This window comes from Bradyrhizobium sp. LA2.1 (genome assembly GCF_040547725.1).
GTDB classification, from domain to species: Bacteria; Pseudomonadota; Alphaproteobacteria; order Rhizobiales; family Xanthobacteraceae; genus Bradyrhizobium; species Bradyrhizobium barranii.
Window position 1 is genome coordinate 411,865 of record NZ_JBEPQI010000004.1, and the last position, 16,790, is coordinate 428,654.

A 16,790-nucleotide genomic window follows, 5' to 3' on the forward strand; every position below is an offset into this window, starting at 1 on the left:
CGTCAACCGCCAGACTTCAATTCGAACGCCGCTCGGCCTGCACTGGCCTCGAACCGCCGCGCCAGTCCGATCAGCGCGCGATCATGCCAGGCCGGCGCCAGAAGGGTCACGCCCATCGGCACGCCGTTCGGCAATGTCGCGTTCGGAACCGCCACGCCGCAGAGATCGAGCAGATTGGCAAAGTACGAGTAGTAGCCGAGGCGATTGTTGAGGGTGATCGGATCGCGATCCATCTCCTCCAGCGTGAACGGCCGCGGTGCGGTCGGGACCACCAGCGCATCGATACCCGCAAAGATCGCCTCGGCGTCGCGGCGAAGCCGGTGCAGCCGGTGAATGGCACCAAATGTGTCGATCGCTGAATAGCCGGCGGCCGAGCCCAGCACGGTCCTCGTGACATCAAGCAGGGAGCCAGAATCGATGTCCATCAGCGAAGCGATGGCCGAGTGCCGCTCCGCGACCCAGGGTCCGCTGAACATCAACTCCCCGGCCTGGCGGAACGGCGCGAAGTCCACCTCGATCGCCGTTCCCCCGATCTGCGTGAAACGCTCGCAGGCGCGCTCATAGAGCTCGCCGCATTCCGGCATGCCGAAGCATTCGAGATCGGCGGCCGCAATGCGGCCGAACCGGAACGATGGCACCGCCCCGCTGGCGAAAGAAAAGGCCCTGGGCAGGCGGCTGTAGGGATCTTCGAAATCGAACCCTTCGATAATTTCGAGGATTGCCTCGCCATCGCTGACGGTATTGCAGAACACCGAAACGCAATCGATCGTCGGGCAATTCGGCACCAGCCCGCGTGATGACACCAGCCCAACGGTCGGCTTGATTCCGACGATGTTGTTGAAGCCGGCAGGTATGCGGCCGGACCCGCCAGTATCGGTGCCGAGCGCGAACGCGACGTGCCCCGCCGCGACGGCGACCGCGGACCCGGAACTGGAGCCGCCCGCAATATAGCGCGCATCGGCAACCGACGCGCAGGGGCCATAGGGCGAACGCGCACCGGACAGGCCTGTGGCGAACTGATCGAGATTGGTCTTTCCGAGGCAAATTGCGCCGGCCGCGGTCAGGCGTTCGACGCTGTGCGCGGAATGCCAGGGCGTGTAGCTGAACGCGGGGCATGCGGCAGTGGTCGGCATTCCCTCGACATCGATATTGTCCTTCACACCAAAGGGAATGCCGAGCAGCGGAAGATTTTCGCCTGTCCGCGCGCGCGCCACGAGCTTCCGGCATGCTTCGAGCGCCTCCTCCCGCGGGCGGAGATAGATCCAGCAATTGCGGTCGCGCTCGGCCTCGATCCGGTCATACGCCGTTTCGATCGCCTCCAGCGGCAGGGACGAATTCCTGGCAATGGTTTCGTGATTTGTCCTGGAGCGCGCGACAGACTGGCTCACCGAATATCTCCCTCTCTAACCGGCAGGCGCGAAATTGCGGGAGCTCTGCGCGGGCAACAAGCAATTAAGTGCTTCGCGCAAAATGGTCGGCCGTATCAGGATATAAGCGGCTCAAAGAAAAAGGGCGCCGTGCCGAAGCACGACGCCCTTGTCTTTAATCTGCGTACGATCAGTTGGTCTGCTGGATCGCCGACAATTCCCAGCCGCTGCCCGGACGGCGGGCAAAGGTCCAGATCTCGGTCGCCTCGCCCGGCTGCTCGCTGCCGGCGACAACCGTACCGCTGTTGCGGTCCAGCGTCTTGTCGGTGAGGGCGAAGCGCAGCGCCACCGTGGCGTATTCGGTCTCGCCTTCGCGCCAGGCCTCCGCGAGGTCGCCCTGCAACAGCTTGACGTTGGTCACCTTGTTGACGACGTTGCGCGCGCGGTTCTGGCCAAGGTCCTGCTCGAAATAGGAGACCATTTCCGGCGTCGCGAGCGTGTGCAGCTTGGCCACGTCCTCGTTCGACCAGGCGGCCTGGACATCGCCGAGCAGGCGCTCGAACGCCTCATAGTCATCCGGCTTGATCTCGAGCGGCGCGTTGTTGGCGCCGCCGAAGCCGAAGCCGCCGAGACCACCGCCAAGTCCACCACCGACGCTACCGCCACCGAGGCCGCTGCGATAGTTCGGCTGCGGTCCCTGACCGCTGCCTGCATCAGCATTGGCATAGGCCGCCTGCTGCGAGTGGCGGCGCTGCCACCAGGACATCGCCAGCCGCACCACCAACACCACGAGCGCGATCTGGATGATCAGGCCAATGATTGACGACAGGCCGCCGAGGCCACCGAACAGGCCGCCGCCGAACAGCATGCCGAGCAGGCCTGCGCCGAGGAAGCCGGCCGCAAGGCCGCCCATGAAGCCACCGGCGCGGCCGAACAGGCCGCCACGCGCGGGTGCGGCGGCAGCCGAATTCATGCCGGCACCCGGCTGGGTATAGGTGCGGTTGAACTGCGAGGTCGAGCCCGGCGCGGTCGTGGTCGACGGCGGCGCCGAATAGGTGCGCGAACCGCGCGAACCCGACGACATGCCACCACCGACGCGGGCGTCGGCGGACGAAATCACCAGCGCAGTCGGCAGCGCAAGCGCCAGCATGACGGCGAGGGTCTTGAAGAGAGTGCGGGAGCGTTGCGAGAAAGTCATGTGCGTTTCCCAAATCCCCGGCATGGGGACGTGCTCCTAAGATGGGCAGACTTCCCGAAAAGTGAAGCCGGTTTCGGAACTTATGGCTGCGGCCCTCAGTCGCGGGGATGTGGCAAAAGCCCATATTTGGCGGGGGTTTGGCCGGGGAGCCGGAGGAACTGCGGTCGCGGGTTACCGGCGGGTTTACGACAGGAATGCCGCTTTTTCCTCGTCATTTCGAGGAACTCTCGCAAATCGACAGTGGTAGTCGCCGTCATCCCGCCTTTGCCATCGTCTCCTTTACGGCCGCCACGAGCTGGCTGAGCGTGAACGGCTTTGGCAGGAAGTCGAATTGCTGGCCTTCGGGCAGGCTCTTCTCGAAGGCATCCTCGGCGTAGCCGGAGACGAAGATGAACTTGATGTCGGGATTCTTCTCGCGCATCGCCTTCAGCAGCGTCGGGCCGTCCATCTCGGGCATCACGACGTCGGAGACGACGAGATCGATCGCACCGCTCTGTTCCTCCAGGACCTCCATGGCCTCGACACCGTTCTCGGCCTCGACCACGGTGTAGCCGCGCGAGCGCAGGCCGCGTGCGTTCAGCGCGCGCAGGCCCTCTTCGTCCTCGACGAGAAGGATGGTGCCCTGTCCGGTGAGATCGGTCCGCGGCTTGGCCTCCGCCGCCGCAGGTGCGGTCTCCTTCGCGGCGCCATTGGCCGCGCCGACCACTGCTGCGGGCTGCTCCTGCACCTCGGGCTCGGCGTGATGGCGCGGCAGGAAGATATGGAACGAAGTCCCCTGCCCCGGTTCCGAGTCCACGTAAATGAAGCCGCCGGTCTGCTTGACGATGCCGTAGACGGTGGAGAGCCCGAGGCCGGTTCCCTTACCCACTTCCTTGGTCGAGAAGAACGGCTCGAAGATCTTGTCGCGGATATCGGCGGGGATGCCGGTGCCGGTGTCGGCGACCTCGATCCGCACATAGTCCGCGGCCGGCATGCCCTTGTAGGCGAGCTTGGCCGCTCCTTCCGCGGTGACGTTGGCGGTGCGGATGATCAGCTTGCCGCCGTCGGGCATGGCGTCGCGCGCGTTCACCGCGAGGTTGACGATCACCTGCTCGAACTGGGAGACGTCGACCTTCACCGGCCAGAGATCGCGGCCGTGGATGGTCTCGTGCTTGACCTTCTCGCCGATCAGCCGGCGCAGCAGCATGGCGAGATCGGACAGCGCATCGCCGAGGTCGAGCACCTGCGGCCGCAGCGTCTGCCGCCGCGAGAACGCCAGCAACTGCCGCACCAGCGTCGCGGCGCGCGTCGCGTTCTGCTTGATCTGCATGATGTCCTGGAACGACGGATCGGTCGGCTTGTGCGCGTTCAGCAGGAAGTCGTTCGCCATCATGATGGCGGAGAGCACGTTGTTGAAGTCGTGGGCGATGCCGCCGGCGAGCTGGCCGACCGTCTCCATCTTCTGCGACTGGTTGATCTGGTTCTCCAGCGCGCGCCGCTCGGTGGTCTCGAGCATGTGCACGATGGCGGCTTCGGCCTCGTTCTCGGCGGCATCCACCGGCGTGACGAAGAACTGCCCCCAGCGCTCCTTGGCTCCCTCTAGCGCCACCTCGACCGGCGCGACGTCGGCCTGGCCCTCCGCGGCCTGGTTGATGGCCGTGATCAAAAGTTGCCGGTCGCGCGAATTGACCGCGCGGAAGATCGACTTGCTGGCGCTGTCGAGCCCGAGCGCCTGCCCGAGCTTGGCGTAGCGCGCGTTGGCGCGCACGACGTTGCCGCCTCGGTCGACGGTCGCGATCGCCATCGGCGTATGGTCGAAGAAGCGCATGAAGCGCACTTCGGCGGCGCGGTCGGGGTCGCTGCGCTCGTCGCGGGCGCGGCTGATGACGAGCGTGCGCGACGGCCCCGGCGCGCCGTCGGCGCCGAAGGCGAGCTTGTGATAGAGCCGCACCGGCATGGTCTTGCCGGTGCGCATGCGCAAGTCGATGTCGAAGACTTCCGTCTTCACCTCGCCCGGCACCGCCACGATCGCGGTGAGCAGCGAGGCGCCGTCGCCGGAGACGATGTCGGTGAGCTTCAGCCCGCCCGAGCCGATCTCGGCGAGATCGTAGTCGAGCCAGTTCGCCAGTGTCGCGTTGACATAGGCGAGCTCGCCTGCCGGATTGACCGAGAAGAAGCCGCAGGGCGCGTGATCGAGATATTCGATCGCGTGCTGGAGTTCCTGGAACACGTCCTCCTGGCGCTCGCGGTCGCGGGTGATGTCGGAGATCGACCACACCGCGTATTTCGCCTCGCGCTTCCCGGTGCCGAGCGGGCGCACCCGCATGCGCAGCCAGCGGCCCTGGCTGCCGTCATGGCCGGAGATGCGCACCTCTTCCTGCTGCCGTTTTCCTTCGCGCGCGGCCTTGAGCAGGCGGAACACGGCTTCGGAGACGTCGGGGTTGCCGATGAAGACGCGCTCGACGGGCCGCACCTCCTGCGGTCCGCTGGCGCCGGTGAGCGTCAGATAGGCGGCGTTGGAATAGACCACGTGGCCGCGGGGATCGGTCACGGCCAGGCCGTCGAAGGCGTGGTCGGCAATGCGCCCCATCACGGGATCATCGAGACTGCGGTCGACGAAACGGATGATGCCGGCGGCGAAGGCGAACAGGTTGAACAGGCCGACCATCGCCAGGACGGCGAGGATGCCGAGGATATAGGGCTGCGCCTGCGCGCGCCCGAGCGTCATCAGCCCGACGGCGACGGCGACGAGGCCGGCGGCCACGAGCAGCACCAGCGCAATGCTGCCCGAGCGCGGCGACGGCTCGTGCGCCGCAACGGGCTCGCGTGTGAGGTCGTGGTCGGTCTCGGCAGTCATTTCAAGCTGGCACAGCCTGTCGGCAGAGAATCAACGCGCTACGGGGCGCGTGGGGTCCTCCCTGCCTGAATCGGACCCGCAGGCGCAAGGGCAGCAAGGGCGAAAGGTACGCTGATTCCCAGATTACGGCCATTTCCGGTACTTTTCGGGCATTTTATCCGCGTCCGGCGCCGAATCCCTGCTTCAGCCGCATGACGTAACCGATGACCTCGGCGACCGCATGGTAGTGCTCGGTCGGGATTTCCTGGTCGATTTCGACGGTGGCGTAGAGCGCGCGGGCGAGCGGCACGTTCTCGACGATCGGGATGTCGTGCTCGCGCGCGATCTCCCGGATCTTGAAAGCGAGGTTGTCGACGCCCTTGGCGACGCAGATCGGCGCGGACATGCCGCGCTCGTAGGACAGCGCGATCGAATAGTGGGTCGGGTTGGTGATGATCACCGAGGCCTTGGGAACCGCCGCCATCATGCGCTTCTTGGAGCGCTGCTGGCGCAATTGCCGGAGCTTGCCCTTGATGTGCGGGTCGCCTTCGGACTGCTTGAACTCTTCCTTGATCTCCTGGAGCGACATCTTCTGCCGCTGGAACCAGCTGCGATACTGGAAGAAATAGTCGCCGATGGCGATGATCGCGAGCGCCGCGACCACTGCGCCGAGCAGATGAATGGTCAGGCTGGTGCTGGCGCCCAGCATGGCGGCCGGATCGAGCCTGACCATCGCCTCCATACGATGGCGCTCCGGCCACAGGACCACGGTCATGACCGCGCCGAGCACGATCAGCTTGCCGAGCCCCTTGAGAAAGTTCGCGGCCGCCTGCTTGCCGAAGATGCGCTTGAGGCCCTCGGCCGGCGACAGCTTGCTGAATTTGGGTTTCAGGGATTCGGCCGACCAGACCAGGCGATGCTGGAGCACGTTGCCGGCAATCGCCGCCAGCACCAGCATCAGCAGGGGCACGCCGATCGCCGCGAGCACGGCGACCTCGATCTGCTGCATCAGCGCGAGCAGAGCCCTGCCGTCGGTCTTGATCATCCAGGAATTGGCAAGCAGGTTGCGCATCGGCGTCACCAGCCCGCTGCCCACCGAGCCCGAGAAGGTGGAGACCACGAGCGTGCCGCCCGCGATCATGAACCAGGTGTTGATCTCCTGGCTCTTGGCGACGTCGCCGCGTTCGAGCGCCTCTTCGAGACGCTTTTGTGTCGGGTCTTCTGTTTGACTGTCGGGATCGTTGTCGTCTGCCATCGATCACCTATTTGAGCGGCATCATCTGGTGCATCACACCGATGAAATAGTCGAGATACGTGCCCATCATCGCGGTGAGCACCACGGCGAGCACCAGGAAGCCCACGAAGATCGACAGCGGCACGCCGACGAAATAGACCTGCATCTGCGGCATCAGCCGCGCCAGCACGCCGAGCCCGATATTGAAGACGAGGCCGAACACCAGAAACGGCCCGGAAAGCTGCAAGCCCAGGCTGAACGCTGCGGCAAAGGCGCGCGTCGCCAGTGAAGCGACGTCGCCGCTCGATACGGTCTCGCCGGGCGCGAAGATCGTGTAGCTGTCGTTCAGAGCGGCGATCACCAGATGATGGCTGTCGGTGGCAAACAGCAGCGTCACCCCGAGCATCGTCAGGAAATTGCCGACCAGCACGCCCTGCTGTCCCTGTGTCGGATCGACCGAAGTGACGAAGCCGAGCCCCATCTGCTGCGCAATCACGGCGCCCGCGACCTGAAGAGCCGACAACGTCACGCGCGCGGTCGCCCCCAGCACGATGCCGATCACGATCTCGTGCAGCATCATGACCAGCAGCGGCGCGATCGAGCCCATGTCGACGTGGTAGGCGTTGCGATGCAGCGGCAGGATGATCAGCGTCAGCAGCAGCGCGATCGCCAGCTTGATCCGCGTCGGAATGTTGGTCTCGCCCAGCCCCGGCAACAGCATCACCATCGCACCGACCCGGGCGAAGGCGAGCATGAAGGAAGCGGCGAGCGCCGGCAGCAGCGAGACGTCGATGCGCATGACGGGCGCATTGTGCCTCAGCCGCCGATGATTCGCGACGAGATCCGCATCATGTGGGAATGGAGTGCGTCGGCCATGAACGGCAGCGCCAGCAGCATCGTGGCGAAGATGGCCAGGATCTTCGGCACGTAGATCAGCGTCTGCTCCTGGATCTGCGTCAGCGCCTGGAACAGCGACACGACGACGCCGACCACGAGGCCGACCACCATCAGCGGCGACGACACGATCACGATGGTCCAGATCGCATCGCGCGCGACGTCGAGGGTTTCAGGTCCGGTCATGTGCAGAATTCCTTGTTCATTTCTCGCCTCCTCACCGCTGTTCCGAGCGAAGCAAAGGCCTATCCCCGTCTTTGCGAGCGCAGCGGAGCAATCCAGACTGCCGCCAGCGGAAAGATTCTGGATTGCTTCGCCGCGCTCGCAAAGACGATTGGGGCGAGCGCGGGCGCCAAAAATCAGATCGGCATCTTCATGATGTCTTCATATGCCGCGATCACGCGGTCGCGGACCGAGACCAGCGTGGACACCGCGACGTCGGTGTCGGCGACCGCCGTCACCACGTCCATCACGTTGGCCTTGCCGGCGGCCATCGCCACCGTCTGGGCGTCGGACTTGCGGCCGGACTCCATGACGCTGCCGACAGCGTCTTTCAGGAGCGAAGCGAAGGACTGCCCGCTCGCTTCGCTGCCCTTGCCGGCGCCGCTGTTCTCCAGCACGCGGGCGAGGTTGGCATAAGCATTGGCTGCGATTGTCGGTGATGCCATGGCTCAAATGTCCTGTTCAGCTCTTGAGGATGTCGAGCGTGCGCTGGATCATCCGGCGCGTCGCACTGATGATGTTGAGGTTGGCCTCGTAGGACCGCTGCGCGTCGCGCATGTCGGTCATCTCGACCACCGAGTTCACGTTGGGATATTTGACGTTCCCGGTCGCATCGGCTGCCGGATTGCTCGGTTCGTATTTGGTGCGGAAGTTCGACTGGTCCGGCTTGATCCTGCCGAGGGTGACGACCTGCGCGTCGAGCGTGCGGTCCAGCGCGGAGGAGAAGGTCGGCACCTTGCGCCGGTAGGGATCGCCACCTGATGTCTGCGAGGTCGAATCCGCGTTCGCGATGTTCTCCGAGATCACCCGCATGCGCCCGGCCTGCGCACGCAGGCCGGAGGTCGCGATCGCCATCGAGCGGGCAAAGTCGCTGCTGTCATTCGCCATGATGCGCTTCCCTTAGCTCTTGAGCATGATCTCCGCGCAAACGCTCCGCGTTTGTCGCGAGGGAAAACCGCCGCACACTTTTCCGGATCATGCCCTAGCCCTTGCCGATCGCGGTCTTGAGCAGATGCAGGCTCTTGGAATAGAGCGAGGTCGCCGCCGCGTAGTCCATCTGGTTGCTGGCGGCCTTCATCATCTCCTCTTCGAGATTGACGGCGTTGCCCGCGGGACGGGTCTCGAAACCCGCATTCCTGTTCTGGTCAAAGCCCGAGGCCGCGCCGGATGGCGCCATGTGGGAGCCGCTGGTGCGGGTCAGCGCCAGGGGGCCCATCGAGCCGGTGACGGCGCCTGATTTGTCGAGCTTCGGCTCGACCAGGTCGCGTGGCCGGAATTTGGGCGTGTCGGAATTGGAGACGTTCTCGGACAGGACGCGCTGGCGTTCCTGGTGCCACTGCATCTTGGTGCGAAGCGCCGACAGCACCGGGAGGTCGTTGATGGACATCGTTGCGGCTCCTTCCGCCTCTCGAACCAAAGGCCCGAAGCTAGGCAGAATTTGCCGCGTGTATGGTTAACAGGTGGTTAAAGATGGCGTCGATGCATGTCCCTTGATGGAACACCACTTTGCGCCCCCCGTGATTCTACGCATCCAAAAGCGGCATTAACCCAACCGTTTGGCGAGCCATGCACAGGCCAAGAAGTCGTTTTGGATCGAGCGATTCATAGGTTATTAAGAGCTGGGGACGGCAAAACTTGCCGTGGGACGTTAAGAAATCGCAGTTTGGGGCATCCCACGCCGATGGTCGGCGCGTCTGACCATGGGCACGAGAAAAGCGCCATTTGTCGGGGACAAGTATGCAAGGCAGCCCAATCACCTTCATCGTGGCGTTCATCGTCGTTCTGGCGTTGATCGGCGTCGCCGCATGGTTGGTTCGCCGATTCGCCACCAGCCGGCTCGGTGCCAACACCCAGCGCGGCCGGATGCCCCGGCTTGCCGTGATCGATGCCGCCGCGGTCGATGGCCGGCGCCGCCTGGTGCTGGTCCGGCGTGACAATGTCGAGCATCTCCTGATGATTGGCGGTCCCACCGACATCGTCGTCGAGCCCAATATCGTGCGCGCAGCGCCCGGCCGCGACCAGCTTCCGCAGCGTTCCAATGCCGCCGAGCCGCCGCGCCTTGCCCCGATGCCCGATACCAGCAGCTGGACCGACGAAGCTCCGCGGCCCGAACTGCTCGATCATCCCGAACCGCAAATGCCCGAGCCGCCGCCGCGGCCGCGCCCGTCCTTCGCCGACGAGGTACGCCGGCCCGCTCCCGCGCTGGCCGAGCGCCGCAACGAACCGCCACTGGCCGGCTTTCCGCCTGAGCCGATCCTGCCGCCGCGCCCCGAGCGCGAGTCACGCCCCGAGCCGGTTCCGCCGCGCATCGCCCGCAACGAGCCTCCGCTGATGCCACGTCCCCCGCGGCAGACCGAGCCGGTGAAAGTGCCCCCGGTGCGCGCCGAGCGCGCGGCCGCGCCACCGCCTCCTCCGCCCGTGCCGCAGGCTCCGCCCGTTCCGCCGCCGGCCCCCGCTCCTGCCGCGCCCTCGAACGCCGAGCAGAATCTCGCCGAGATGGCGCAGCGGCTCGAAGCCGCGCTGCGCCGCCCCGCCGGCGAGACGGTCGCGCCTCCGGTTGCGCCCGAGCCGCCCGCGCCACCACCGCCCCGCGCCGCACGCAGCGAGCCGCCGGCCCCCCCGGCTCCGCCCGCAAAGCCGGCCGCGGAGAAGACCAGCTTTGAAAATCTCGAAGACGAGATGGCCTCGCTACTCGGCCGTCCGAAGCCGTCTTCGTGAGGCTGCCGGCCCTCCCGCGTAGAGTTGTTTTTCTTTCTGTCCTGATCGCCGCGGCTTCGCTCGCGATGCCTGCGCATGCGCAGGACATCAGCATCAATCTCGGCGGTCAGGGGGGCGGCGTCACCGAGCGCGCGATCCAGCTCATCGCGCTGCTCACGGTGCTGTCGATCGCGCCGTCGATCCTGATCATGATGACGTCATTCACGCGCATCGTGGTCGTCTTGTCGCTGCTGCGCACCGCGATGGGCACGGCGACCGCGCCGCCGAACTCGGTGATCATCGCGCTCGCAATGTTCCTCACCTTCTTCGTGATGGGACCTGTCCTGCAGAAGTCCTACGACGAGGGCATCCGCCCGCTCGTCGCCAACCAGCTTGGCGTCGAGGACGCACTCCAGCGCGCTTCCGTCCCCTTGCGCGGCTTCATGCAGAAGAACGTGCGCGAGAAGGACCTCAAGCTGTTCCTGGATCTCTCGGGCGAGCCGCCGCCGGCCACGCCGGATGACCTCGCCCTGCGCATCCTCGTCCCCGCCTTCATGATCTCCGAGCTGAAGCGCGCCTTCGAGATCGGCTTCCTGCTGTTTCTTCCCTTCCTGATCATCGACCTCGTCGTCGCCTCCGTGCTGATGTCGATGGGCATGATGATGCTGCCGCCCGCAACGATCTCGCTGCCGTTCAAGCTGATCTTCTTCGTGCTGGTCGATGGCTGGTCGCTGGTGGCGGGAAGCCTGGTGCAGAGTTACGGGGGTGGATAACTGCGGCTCCATCCGCCGTCATGCCCCGGCTTGCCGCCTTCGCTGAAGCTTCGGCGGCCGGGCGAGCTTGTGGCCCGGCGTAGCCTTGGCGGAGCCGGGACCGGGGCATCCAGTACGCCGCGGCCTTTCGATTTCATCACTGCGGTCTCTGGATTACTGGTGGATCGCCTGATCAAGTCGGGCGATGACACCGAGAACGTGGCGTACAGTGAGACGGCGTCGACAGCGCCCCTACCCCTTCACGTCATACTGCTTGCTGAGGTGATCGCCGATCTGCACCAGCATGGCGACGCTTTCGGGGAAGCCCGGCTTATCCGTCGCGGCCTGGTCGGCATCGGCGCGGAATTCCCAGCTATCGCCGTCGCGGACGATCGAGATGACGAGGTCATCCGGACCATCGGCATGGACCTTCAATTCGGCCCGCGCCATGGCGATGAGTTCGGCTTCGGTCTTGGCAGGCTTGCTCATATCGACGCTCTCCCGGCATGAAGACGCGCAGGTTGCCGCTTCAACAGGCACCTGTCGAGAGGCCTCGTGGTAGCAGGGTTCCTACCGCGTCATCTTGATCTGCCGCACGACGGGGATCGTGGGCAGCGAGCCGGTGTGGTCGGCCTCGTCCTTGGCTTGCGGCGAGGCCGGCGCGCGGGCGGTTGCGTCGGGGAAGCGCTGCTTCATCTCGCGCAGGAAGCCGTCGAGCGTGTCGACGCTGGCAGCGAGCTTGGCGATCTCGGCGAATTCGGCGCTGGAGGACGCTGCCGGCTTGCTCGCAATGTCGAAGGCGACCCGGTCCGCACTCTCGCTCATCAGCGGCGCATATTTCTCGCGGAAGCGCGACAGGCCGATCGAATCGTCGGCGAGCGCATAGCCGACGGCGGCGCGGATGATGTCGCTCTTCTCCACCGCGTTGAGCGGCTTGAAGTCGCGGAAACGATCGCCGTAATAGAGCTCGATCTGCTCGGCGGATTCGCGCCAGCGCCGCGCCGCCCAGAAGATATCGGAGCGCAGGCGGAGCACCTCGCGCCCGGAAACGTTGGAGACGATGTCGAGCGCGAGATCGTGGCGGCCGACGTCGCTTTGCGCGCGCGCCTCCAGCAGCAGCCGCTGCTGCCGCAGCTCGCCAGAGAGATCGCTGATACGGCTCGCGCGCAGCGCCGAGATCGCCATGTCGGGCTTGCGGTTGGCGAGGTAGATCATGGACAGGCGCGCGGCGACCTGGGCGCGGGCTGCGCCTTCGAGCCGATGGTCGACCTGGTACTGTAACAGCTCGGCGGCCTGGTCGAGCAGGTCGATCGAGGCGAGACGGTCGGCAAGGCGGCGGATCAGCTCGTCGCCGCGGCGGCCGATCGGCGTCAACTCGCGGAACTCGTAGAACATCCCGAGCGCCTCGACCGGCGGCAGCTCGTCGCCCTTGGGCCCCAGGAAGATCTGCGTGAACAGGTCGGAGGCGAGGTCCTGCGCCTGACGCGAGGCCTCGGCGTTCGGCTGGAGCCTTGTCGCGGTGCGCGCCGCCCTGAGCGCGTCCCGGTAGCGCCCATTCTCGGCATATATCTGCGACAGCATCTGGAGCGTCTTGACCTCGATCGAGTCGCCCCGCCAGGTCATCGACAGCGTCTCGAGCTCACGCAGCGCGTCTTCCTTGCTGATCTCGTCGCGCTTCTGCCGCAGCGCCACTTCGAGCTGCTTGGCCTCGGCCGCCGCCTGACGATCGTTCGAGGCGACCGCGAATTTGTAGTCGTCGAGCGCATCCCTGTCGTGCCCGAGCGTCTCGGCGAGCCGGCCGCGCAGCACGGCGAAACCGGGCGCCGCCTCTGGCGATATGCCGACCACCTCGATCTCGCTGCGGCGCTTGGAGGCGCCGGCATAATCCTTCACCTCGAGCGAGGCGCGCATCGCCTCCATCGTCACGATGCGCTGGATGTCGATCGGCAGCGAGGCGATGGCGAATTCGACGTTCTTGAACTTCTCGCGCGCATCCGCCCACTTGCCCTGGCGCGCATAGGCGAGCGCCTTCCAGAGTTGGGAATCGTGGCTGTTGCCGATCACGGGATTGGCGAGGTCCTTCAAGCCCTGCGCTGGCCGGCCGATCAAGATGTTCGCGATCGCATGCATGATCAGCGCGCCGCTCTCCTCCTTGTTGAGGGGATCGGCCAGCATCAGGTCGGTCACCGACTTGGCTTCGTGGTACATGGCGCGCGACATGTAGAACTGCGCGAGATCGAGCCGCGGCAGCGAGCGCTGCGCCGGCTCGACGGCCGCGATCGCCGTGATCAGACTGCCCTGGCGCGTCCAGAAATCCTCCGACTGGCCCTTGCGCCAGCCTTCCGGACTGAAGACCGGCCGCACCGCGGTCGGTGCCCGCTCGGCGGAGATATCGACCGGCGACAGCGTCAGTCCGCCCTTCTTGCCGAGAATGACCTTGTCGGATCCGACCTCGACCCCGACCTCGTCGGAGTTCGGCCGGATCGCGATGCCGTGCGCGGATTCCAGCAACGAGAGATCGACGAGATCCTGCCGCTTGATGAAGCCGCGCACCGGCCGCTGCCCGGTGACGACATAGAGCGTGTCGCCGGCGTCGGGATCGGTCAGCTTGTGCAACAGGCCCGGATTGGCGAAGGGGATCGCGATATTGGCGAGCGCGGGATCGGTGATGTTGCGCGACATCATCAGCGGCAGCGGCGTCGCCTGGATCTTGTCGGCGAGCGTCAGGAGCCAATTGGTCTCCTTGCCGACCTCCTCGCTCGTCAGCGAGTAGACCAGCGGCCGGGTGAGACGGATGCGGACCGCCTGCCCCTTGTCGAGCGGCATGCGGCTGACCTCGCCGATCATCGCACCACCCCGGCTGCGGATCGCCTCGACGTCGATCGGCTTCGGTGTATCGAACACCAGCCACACCGTATCGCCGCGGCGGAACGCCGCCGCAGGCGTTGCCACCTGAAGCGGGAAGATCACGCGCAAGCCATCGCTGTCGCGGCGCACATCGACGCTGGCCACGGTGGGCTGCGGCGCGGCCGGCGCCTCGGCAGGTGCGGCCTTGATGCTTTCCTTGACCGGCTCTTTCGCAGCCTCCTTCACGACCTCCTTGGGCGCTTCGGACACCGCGGGCTTGACGGGCGCGACCACAGCTTCCGTTGCCGGCGCCGCGGGCTTCGACACGTCCTTGGGCGGTTCCGCGGCGTGCGGTGCTTCGGCCGCGGGAGCCGGCGCAGGCTTCGGTGCTTCGACCGGCGGCGTCGCCGCCAGAGCTTCCGGCTTCACCTCGGGCTTGGCTTCGATCTTGGCTTCGATCCTGGCTTCGCGCGCGATCGTCTCGGACGTCGGCGGCGCGATCTCGCGATGGACCTCCTTCGGCTTCTCGGCCGCCGGCTTTTCCGGTGCCGGTCCATGGCTTTGGGCCACAGGCTTCGCCTGCGCGATCACCGCCTCAGCCGTCGCGGCGGTCTTGCCCTTGTCGGGTTGGAAGGAGATGTCGACGACGTAATTCTTCTCGTCGCGGAAGGAGTGCACGTCCGAATCGCCGATCAGCGCGATCTCGACACTGGTCTGGTCGATGTCGGACTTCTGCTTGATCGAGGCGACGTTCGGGGGCGCGGCGACGACGGCGTCCGCCAGATCGAAATTGAGGCCGGCATTGAACGCGAGCGTGAGCTTCTGCTCGTTGAGCACGGAGGACACGCCGACGCCGTCGGGCATCTCGAATACGAAGCGCACGAAAGTCGGCTGCACCGAGGCGCGCACGCGGATCTGCGGACGCTTTTTGGTCTCTGCCGCGGCGCGCTGGGCGCGCAAGGCACGTTCGGCGACGCGCGCACGCTCGGCCAGTTCCTTGACCACGTCCATGGGCAGGCTTGGCGGCGGCCCCTTCCAGCCCTCCGGCAAGAGATCGATAAAGGTGCGCTCGCCGGCATTCATGGTGTTGACGGTGACGCGCCGCGCCAGCGACAGGCGGATGGCGCTGCCGTCGGGATCGCGGCGGGCAGAATTGACGTAGTCGGGCGCACCTTCCGGAACGCGATCGACGGGAACGTCGACCGCCCGGTCGAAGCGAATGATGAGAATGGAGCCGGCCGTCGTCACCTCGGAGGGAACGTCCTCGCCGAGCTTGATCACCAGACGGGCAAAGCCGCCACCGGCCGAGAAAGTCGCCTCGCCCCGGACCACATCGGCGGCGCGGGCGGGCGCACCAAGGCCGATAAGCAGGCAGGCCGCCAGCACGGGCGCCTTGCGGACATGGCGCGACAACCCCCGCGCCAAAGCGCGGGCTCGCGACATCAATCCAGCGGCAGCCTTCTGCGCCATTGGCGGCGTTTCTTCCAATTCGGCGGTCCATGCCGGCACTGGCGCCGGCCCGTGCCGTCGACTGTAGGTTTTGCCAATTAAGGACTTGTTAATGCTGTAATGACGAATTCACCCGGCACAGTGCGTCGCGACGCCTGCTTGCGGGCTCGGGCGTTCGTGCTTCGAAATCTGGGGAGCAAGTGGTTAAGGAGGTGTTAACACCCCCTTCGTCCGCACCCGTCAGGAATGCCAATCAAACCCCGCGATTGGCCGGCAAGGCATTCAACTTGCCTCGCGCTTCGCGAATTGACTGCAAGGTCAATCGCTTTTCCGAGATTCGGCTCTCGATGTACTCACGCTCGAGATCGGTCAGCTGTGTGTTCAACAACCGCTGATAGCGACGAATGCTATCGTCGTGAGCTTGAATGAGCGCGAACCTTGCATCCATATTCACCTCCGATTCGTTCCGCCTCACCGAGCCAACTCAGTCGTATTCGACGCCATAACGCGCGAACTCGTCGCCGATGTTCTTCTGAATTGTCCTTGCAGTCGAAATGTCAGATTTTCCGCCGATCGCATCGCCTTGCTTCAGCTTGGCAAGCCCGCGACCAAAAAGCGCGCTCGCCAGTTCGGGGGCGACTCGCAAGGCAGCATTGTAGTCATCGATCGCCGCACCGAACTCACCCATCTTCAGGTGGATCAGCCCACGCGAGTCGTACACGGCAGCGCTGGTCGATCCCGATTGAAGCGCTCTGTCGCAATCCTCCAGCGCTTCTCGCGAGGCGCTGAGAACCGCACGGGTCCAACATCGTCCGCTCCATGCCGCCCGCGAGGCGGGCTGGAGACGGATTGCCTCGTCGTAATCATGCGCCGCGCGCTGGTGGTCGTTTTTCTTCAGGTAGGCTCCGGCGCGGTTGACGAAGGCAGCGCCATAGCCGGGATCGAGCTTGATCGCATCATCAAAGGCTTCGATCGCGAGCTCATATTCACGTCTCCTCAAGTGAGCCACGCCGCGGTTGTTGAAGGCCTTTGCGTATGTCGGATTGAGTGCGATCGACTGATCGAAGTCGCTGATGGCGCTGTCGTAGTCGCCCTTTGCCGTGTAGGCGTTGCCGCGATTGTTATACGCGATTGCCAGAGCTGCCGACGAATCTGGACGCGCCTGTATGAAAGTCGTGCAGGCACCAATCCGGGCATCGAGCGAGGTGGTACCCGTCCCGTTGCACAGTTCGATATTGCTGAGATAGCTGTCCTTCACCCCGGAGTTCTGGGCCGCGACCGGCAAGCCGACCAGCATCAGGACGAAAAGCGCCAG

The 16,790-nt window shown here is 65.5% G+C and carries 15 protein-coding genes; 2 read left to right on the top strand and 13 right to left on the bottom strand.

Annotated elements, in window-relative coordinates:
- Nucleotides 1-2 precede the first annotated feature (2 nt).
- The 9 genes from atzF to flgB form a co-directional block, all read right to left on the bottom strand.
- Nucleotides 3-1,388 carry an allophanate hydrolase gene (atzF, locus tag ABIB95_RS09980; protein ID WP_354239005.1) on the bottom strand — a complete coding sequence of 462 codons (1,386 nt, stop codon included), beginning with the start codon at nt 1,386-1,388 and terminating at the stop codon, nt 3-5.
- Between the two features lie 169 nt (nt 1,389-1,557).
- Complete coding sequence (locus ABIB95_RS09985) at nt 1,558-2,589, bottom strand: Tim44 domain-containing protein (protein WP_085404226.1); 1,032 nt, start codon at nt 2,587-2,589, stop codon at nt 1,558-1,560.
- 229 nt (nt 2,590-2,818) lie between these two features.
- Nucleotides 2,819-5,401 carry a cell cycle histidine kinase CckA gene (gene cckA / locus ABIB95_RS09990; RefSeq protein ID WP_354239008.1) on the bottom strand — a complete coding sequence of 861 codons (2,583 nt, stop codon included), beginning with the start codon at nt 5,399-5,401 and terminating at the stop codon, nt 2,819-2,821.
- Nucleotides 5,402-5,555: 154 nt separating this feature from the next.
- Entirely contained in the window at nt 5,556-6,635 is a 1,080-nt protein-coding gene (gene flhB / locus ABIB95_RS09995) for a flagellar biosynthesis protein FlhB (RefSeq protein WP_063982289.1), read from the bottom strand.
- Nucleotides 6,636-6,642: 7 nt separating this feature from the next.
- Nucleotides 6,643-7,413, bottom strand: coding sequence for a flagellar biosynthetic protein FliR (gene fliR, locus ABIB95_RS10000; RefSeq protein WP_028148497.1), 771 nt, complete (start codon nt 7,411-7,413; stop codon nt 6,643-6,645).
- A 17-nt stretch (nt 7,414-7,430) separates the two neighbouring features.
- Nucleotides 7,431-7,694, bottom strand: coding sequence for a flagellar biosynthesis protein FliQ (gene fliQ, locus ABIB95_RS10005; protein WP_014494021.1), 264 nt, complete (start codon nt 7,692-7,694; stop codon nt 7,431-7,433).
- 173 nt (nt 7,695-7,867) lie between these two features.
- Nucleotides 7,868-8,176: a flagellar hook-basal body complex protein FliE gene (fliE, locus tag ABIB95_RS10010; RefSeq protein WP_008142413.1), complete on the bottom strand. Its 309-nt coding sequence runs from the start codon at nt 8,174-8,176 to the stop codon at nt 7,868-7,870.
- Between the two features lie 16 nt (nt 8,177-8,192).
- Nucleotides 8,193-8,618 carry a flagellar basal body rod protein FlgC gene (flgC, locus tag ABIB95_RS10015; RefSeq protein ID WP_028148498.1) on the bottom strand — a complete coding sequence of 142 codons (426 nt, stop codon included), beginning with the start codon at nt 8,616-8,618 and terminating at the stop codon, nt 8,193-8,195.
- Nucleotides 8,619-8,712: 94 nt separating this feature from the next.
- Entirely contained in the window at nt 8,713-9,117 is a 405-nt protein-coding gene (gene flgB / locus ABIB95_RS10020) for a flagellar basal body rod protein FlgB (protein WP_208070577.1), read from the bottom strand.
- A 350-nt stretch (nt 9,118-9,467) separates the two neighbouring features.
- Here flgB and ABIB95_RS10025 point away from each other — a divergent pair, with 350 nt between their 5' ends.
- Both ABIB95_RS10025 and fliP read left to right on the top strand, forming a co-directional pair.
- Nucleotides 9,468-10,448 (top strand): flagellar biosynthetic protein FliO, encoded by a 981-nt coding sequence (locus ABIB95_RS10025; RefSeq protein ID WP_354239010.1) that lies wholly within the window; start codon nt 9,468-9,470, stop codon nt 10,446-10,448.
- The gene (fliP, locus tag ABIB95_RS10030; RefSeq protein WP_063982286.1) at nt 10,445-11,200 is read left to right on the top strand and encodes a flagellar type III secretion system pore protein FliP; all 756 of its coding nucleotides are present in this window, start codon (nt 10,445-10,447) and stop codon (nt 11,198-11,200) included. Before ABIB95_RS10025 ends, fliP begins: the two co-directional genes overlap by 4 nt.
- A 231-nt stretch (nt 11,201-11,431) precedes the next feature.
- Here fliP and ABIB95_RS10035 read toward each other — a convergent pair whose 3' ends face one another.
- From ABIB95_RS10035 to ABIB95_RS10050, 4 genes are all read right to left on the bottom strand, one after another.
- Nucleotides 11,432-11,668 carry a hypothetical protein gene (locus ABIB95_RS10035; protein WP_028148501.1) on the bottom strand — a complete coding sequence of 79 codons (237 nt, stop codon included), beginning with the start codon at nt 11,666-11,668 and terminating at the stop codon, nt 11,432-11,434.
- A gap of 81 nt (nt 11,669-11,749) precedes the next feature.
- A complete protein-coding gene (locus ABIB95_RS10040) occupies nt 11,750-15,496 on the bottom strand; it encodes a tetratricopeptide repeat protein (protein WP_354239012.1) in 3,747 nt (1,248 codons plus the stop codon).
- 232 nt (nt 15,497-15,728) lie between these two features.
- Complete coding sequence (locus tag ABIB95_RS10045; protein ID WP_135214595.1) at nt 15,729-15,923, bottom strand: hypothetical protein; 195 nt, start codon at nt 15,921-15,923, stop codon at nt 15,729-15,731.
- Nucleotides 15,924-15,959: 36 nt separating this feature from the next.
- Entirely contained in the window at nt 15,960-16,772 is an 813-nt protein-coding gene (locus ABIB95_RS10050; RefSeq protein WP_354239014.1) for a tetratricopeptide repeat protein, read from the bottom strand.
- Between the last annotated feature and the right edge of the window lie 18 nt (nt 16,773-16,790).

What these genes read in the sequence shown, in the direction of transcription:
- ABIB95_RS09985 (WP_085404226.1), bottom strand. Translation starts at nt 2,589, where the DNA reads ATGCCGGGGATTTGGGAAACGCACATGACTTTCTCGCAACGCTCCCGC.
- cckA (WP_354239008.1), bottom strand. Translation starts at nt 5,401, where the DNA reads ATGACTGCCGAGACCGACCACGACCTCACACGCGAGCCCGTTGCGGCG.
- flhB (WP_063982289.1), bottom strand. Translation starts at nt 6,635, where the DNA reads ATGGCAGACGACAACGATCCCGACAGTCAAACAGAAGACCCGACACAA.
- fliR (WP_028148497.1), bottom strand. Translation starts at nt 7,413, where the DNA reads ATGCGCATCGACGTCTCGCTGCTGCCGGCGCTCGCCGCTTCCTTCATG.
- fliQ (WP_014494021.1), bottom strand. Translation starts at nt 7,694, where the DNA reads ATGACCGGACCTGAAACCCTCGACGTCGCGCGCGATGCGATCTGGACC.
- fliE (WP_008142413.1), bottom strand. Translation starts at nt 8,176, where the DNA reads ATGGCATCACCGACAATCGCAGCCAATGCTTATGCCAACCTCGCCCGC.
- flgC (WP_028148498.1), bottom strand. Translation starts at nt 8,618, where the DNA reads ATGGCGAATGACAGCAGCGACTTTGCCCGCTCGATGGCGATCGCGACC.
- flgB (WP_208070577.1), bottom strand. Translation starts at nt 9,117, where the DNA reads ATGTCCATCAACGACCTCCCGGTGCTGTCGGCGCTTCGCACCAAGATG.
- ABIB95_RS10025 (WP_354239010.1), top strand. Translation starts at nt 9,468, where the DNA reads ATGCAAGGCAGCCCAATCACCTTCATCGTGGCGTTCATCGTCGTTCTG.
- ABIB95_RS10035 (WP_028148501.1), bottom strand. Translation starts at nt 11,668, where the DNA reads ATGAGCAAGCCTGCCAAGACCGAAGCCGAACTCATCGCCATGGCGCGG.
- ABIB95_RS10040 (WP_354239012.1), bottom strand. Translation starts at nt 15,496, where the DNA reads ATGGCGCAGAAGGCTGCCGCTGGATTGATGTCGCGAGCCCGCGCTTTG.
- ABIB95_RS10045 (WP_135214595.1), bottom strand. Translation starts at nt 15,923, where the DNA reads ATGGATGCAAGGTTCGCGCTCATTCAAGCTCACGACGATAGCATTCGT.
- ABIB95_RS10050 (WP_354239014.1), bottom strand. Translation starts at nt 16,772, where the DNA reads ATGCTGGTCGGCTTGCCGGTCGCGGCCCAGAACTCCGGGGTGAAGGAC.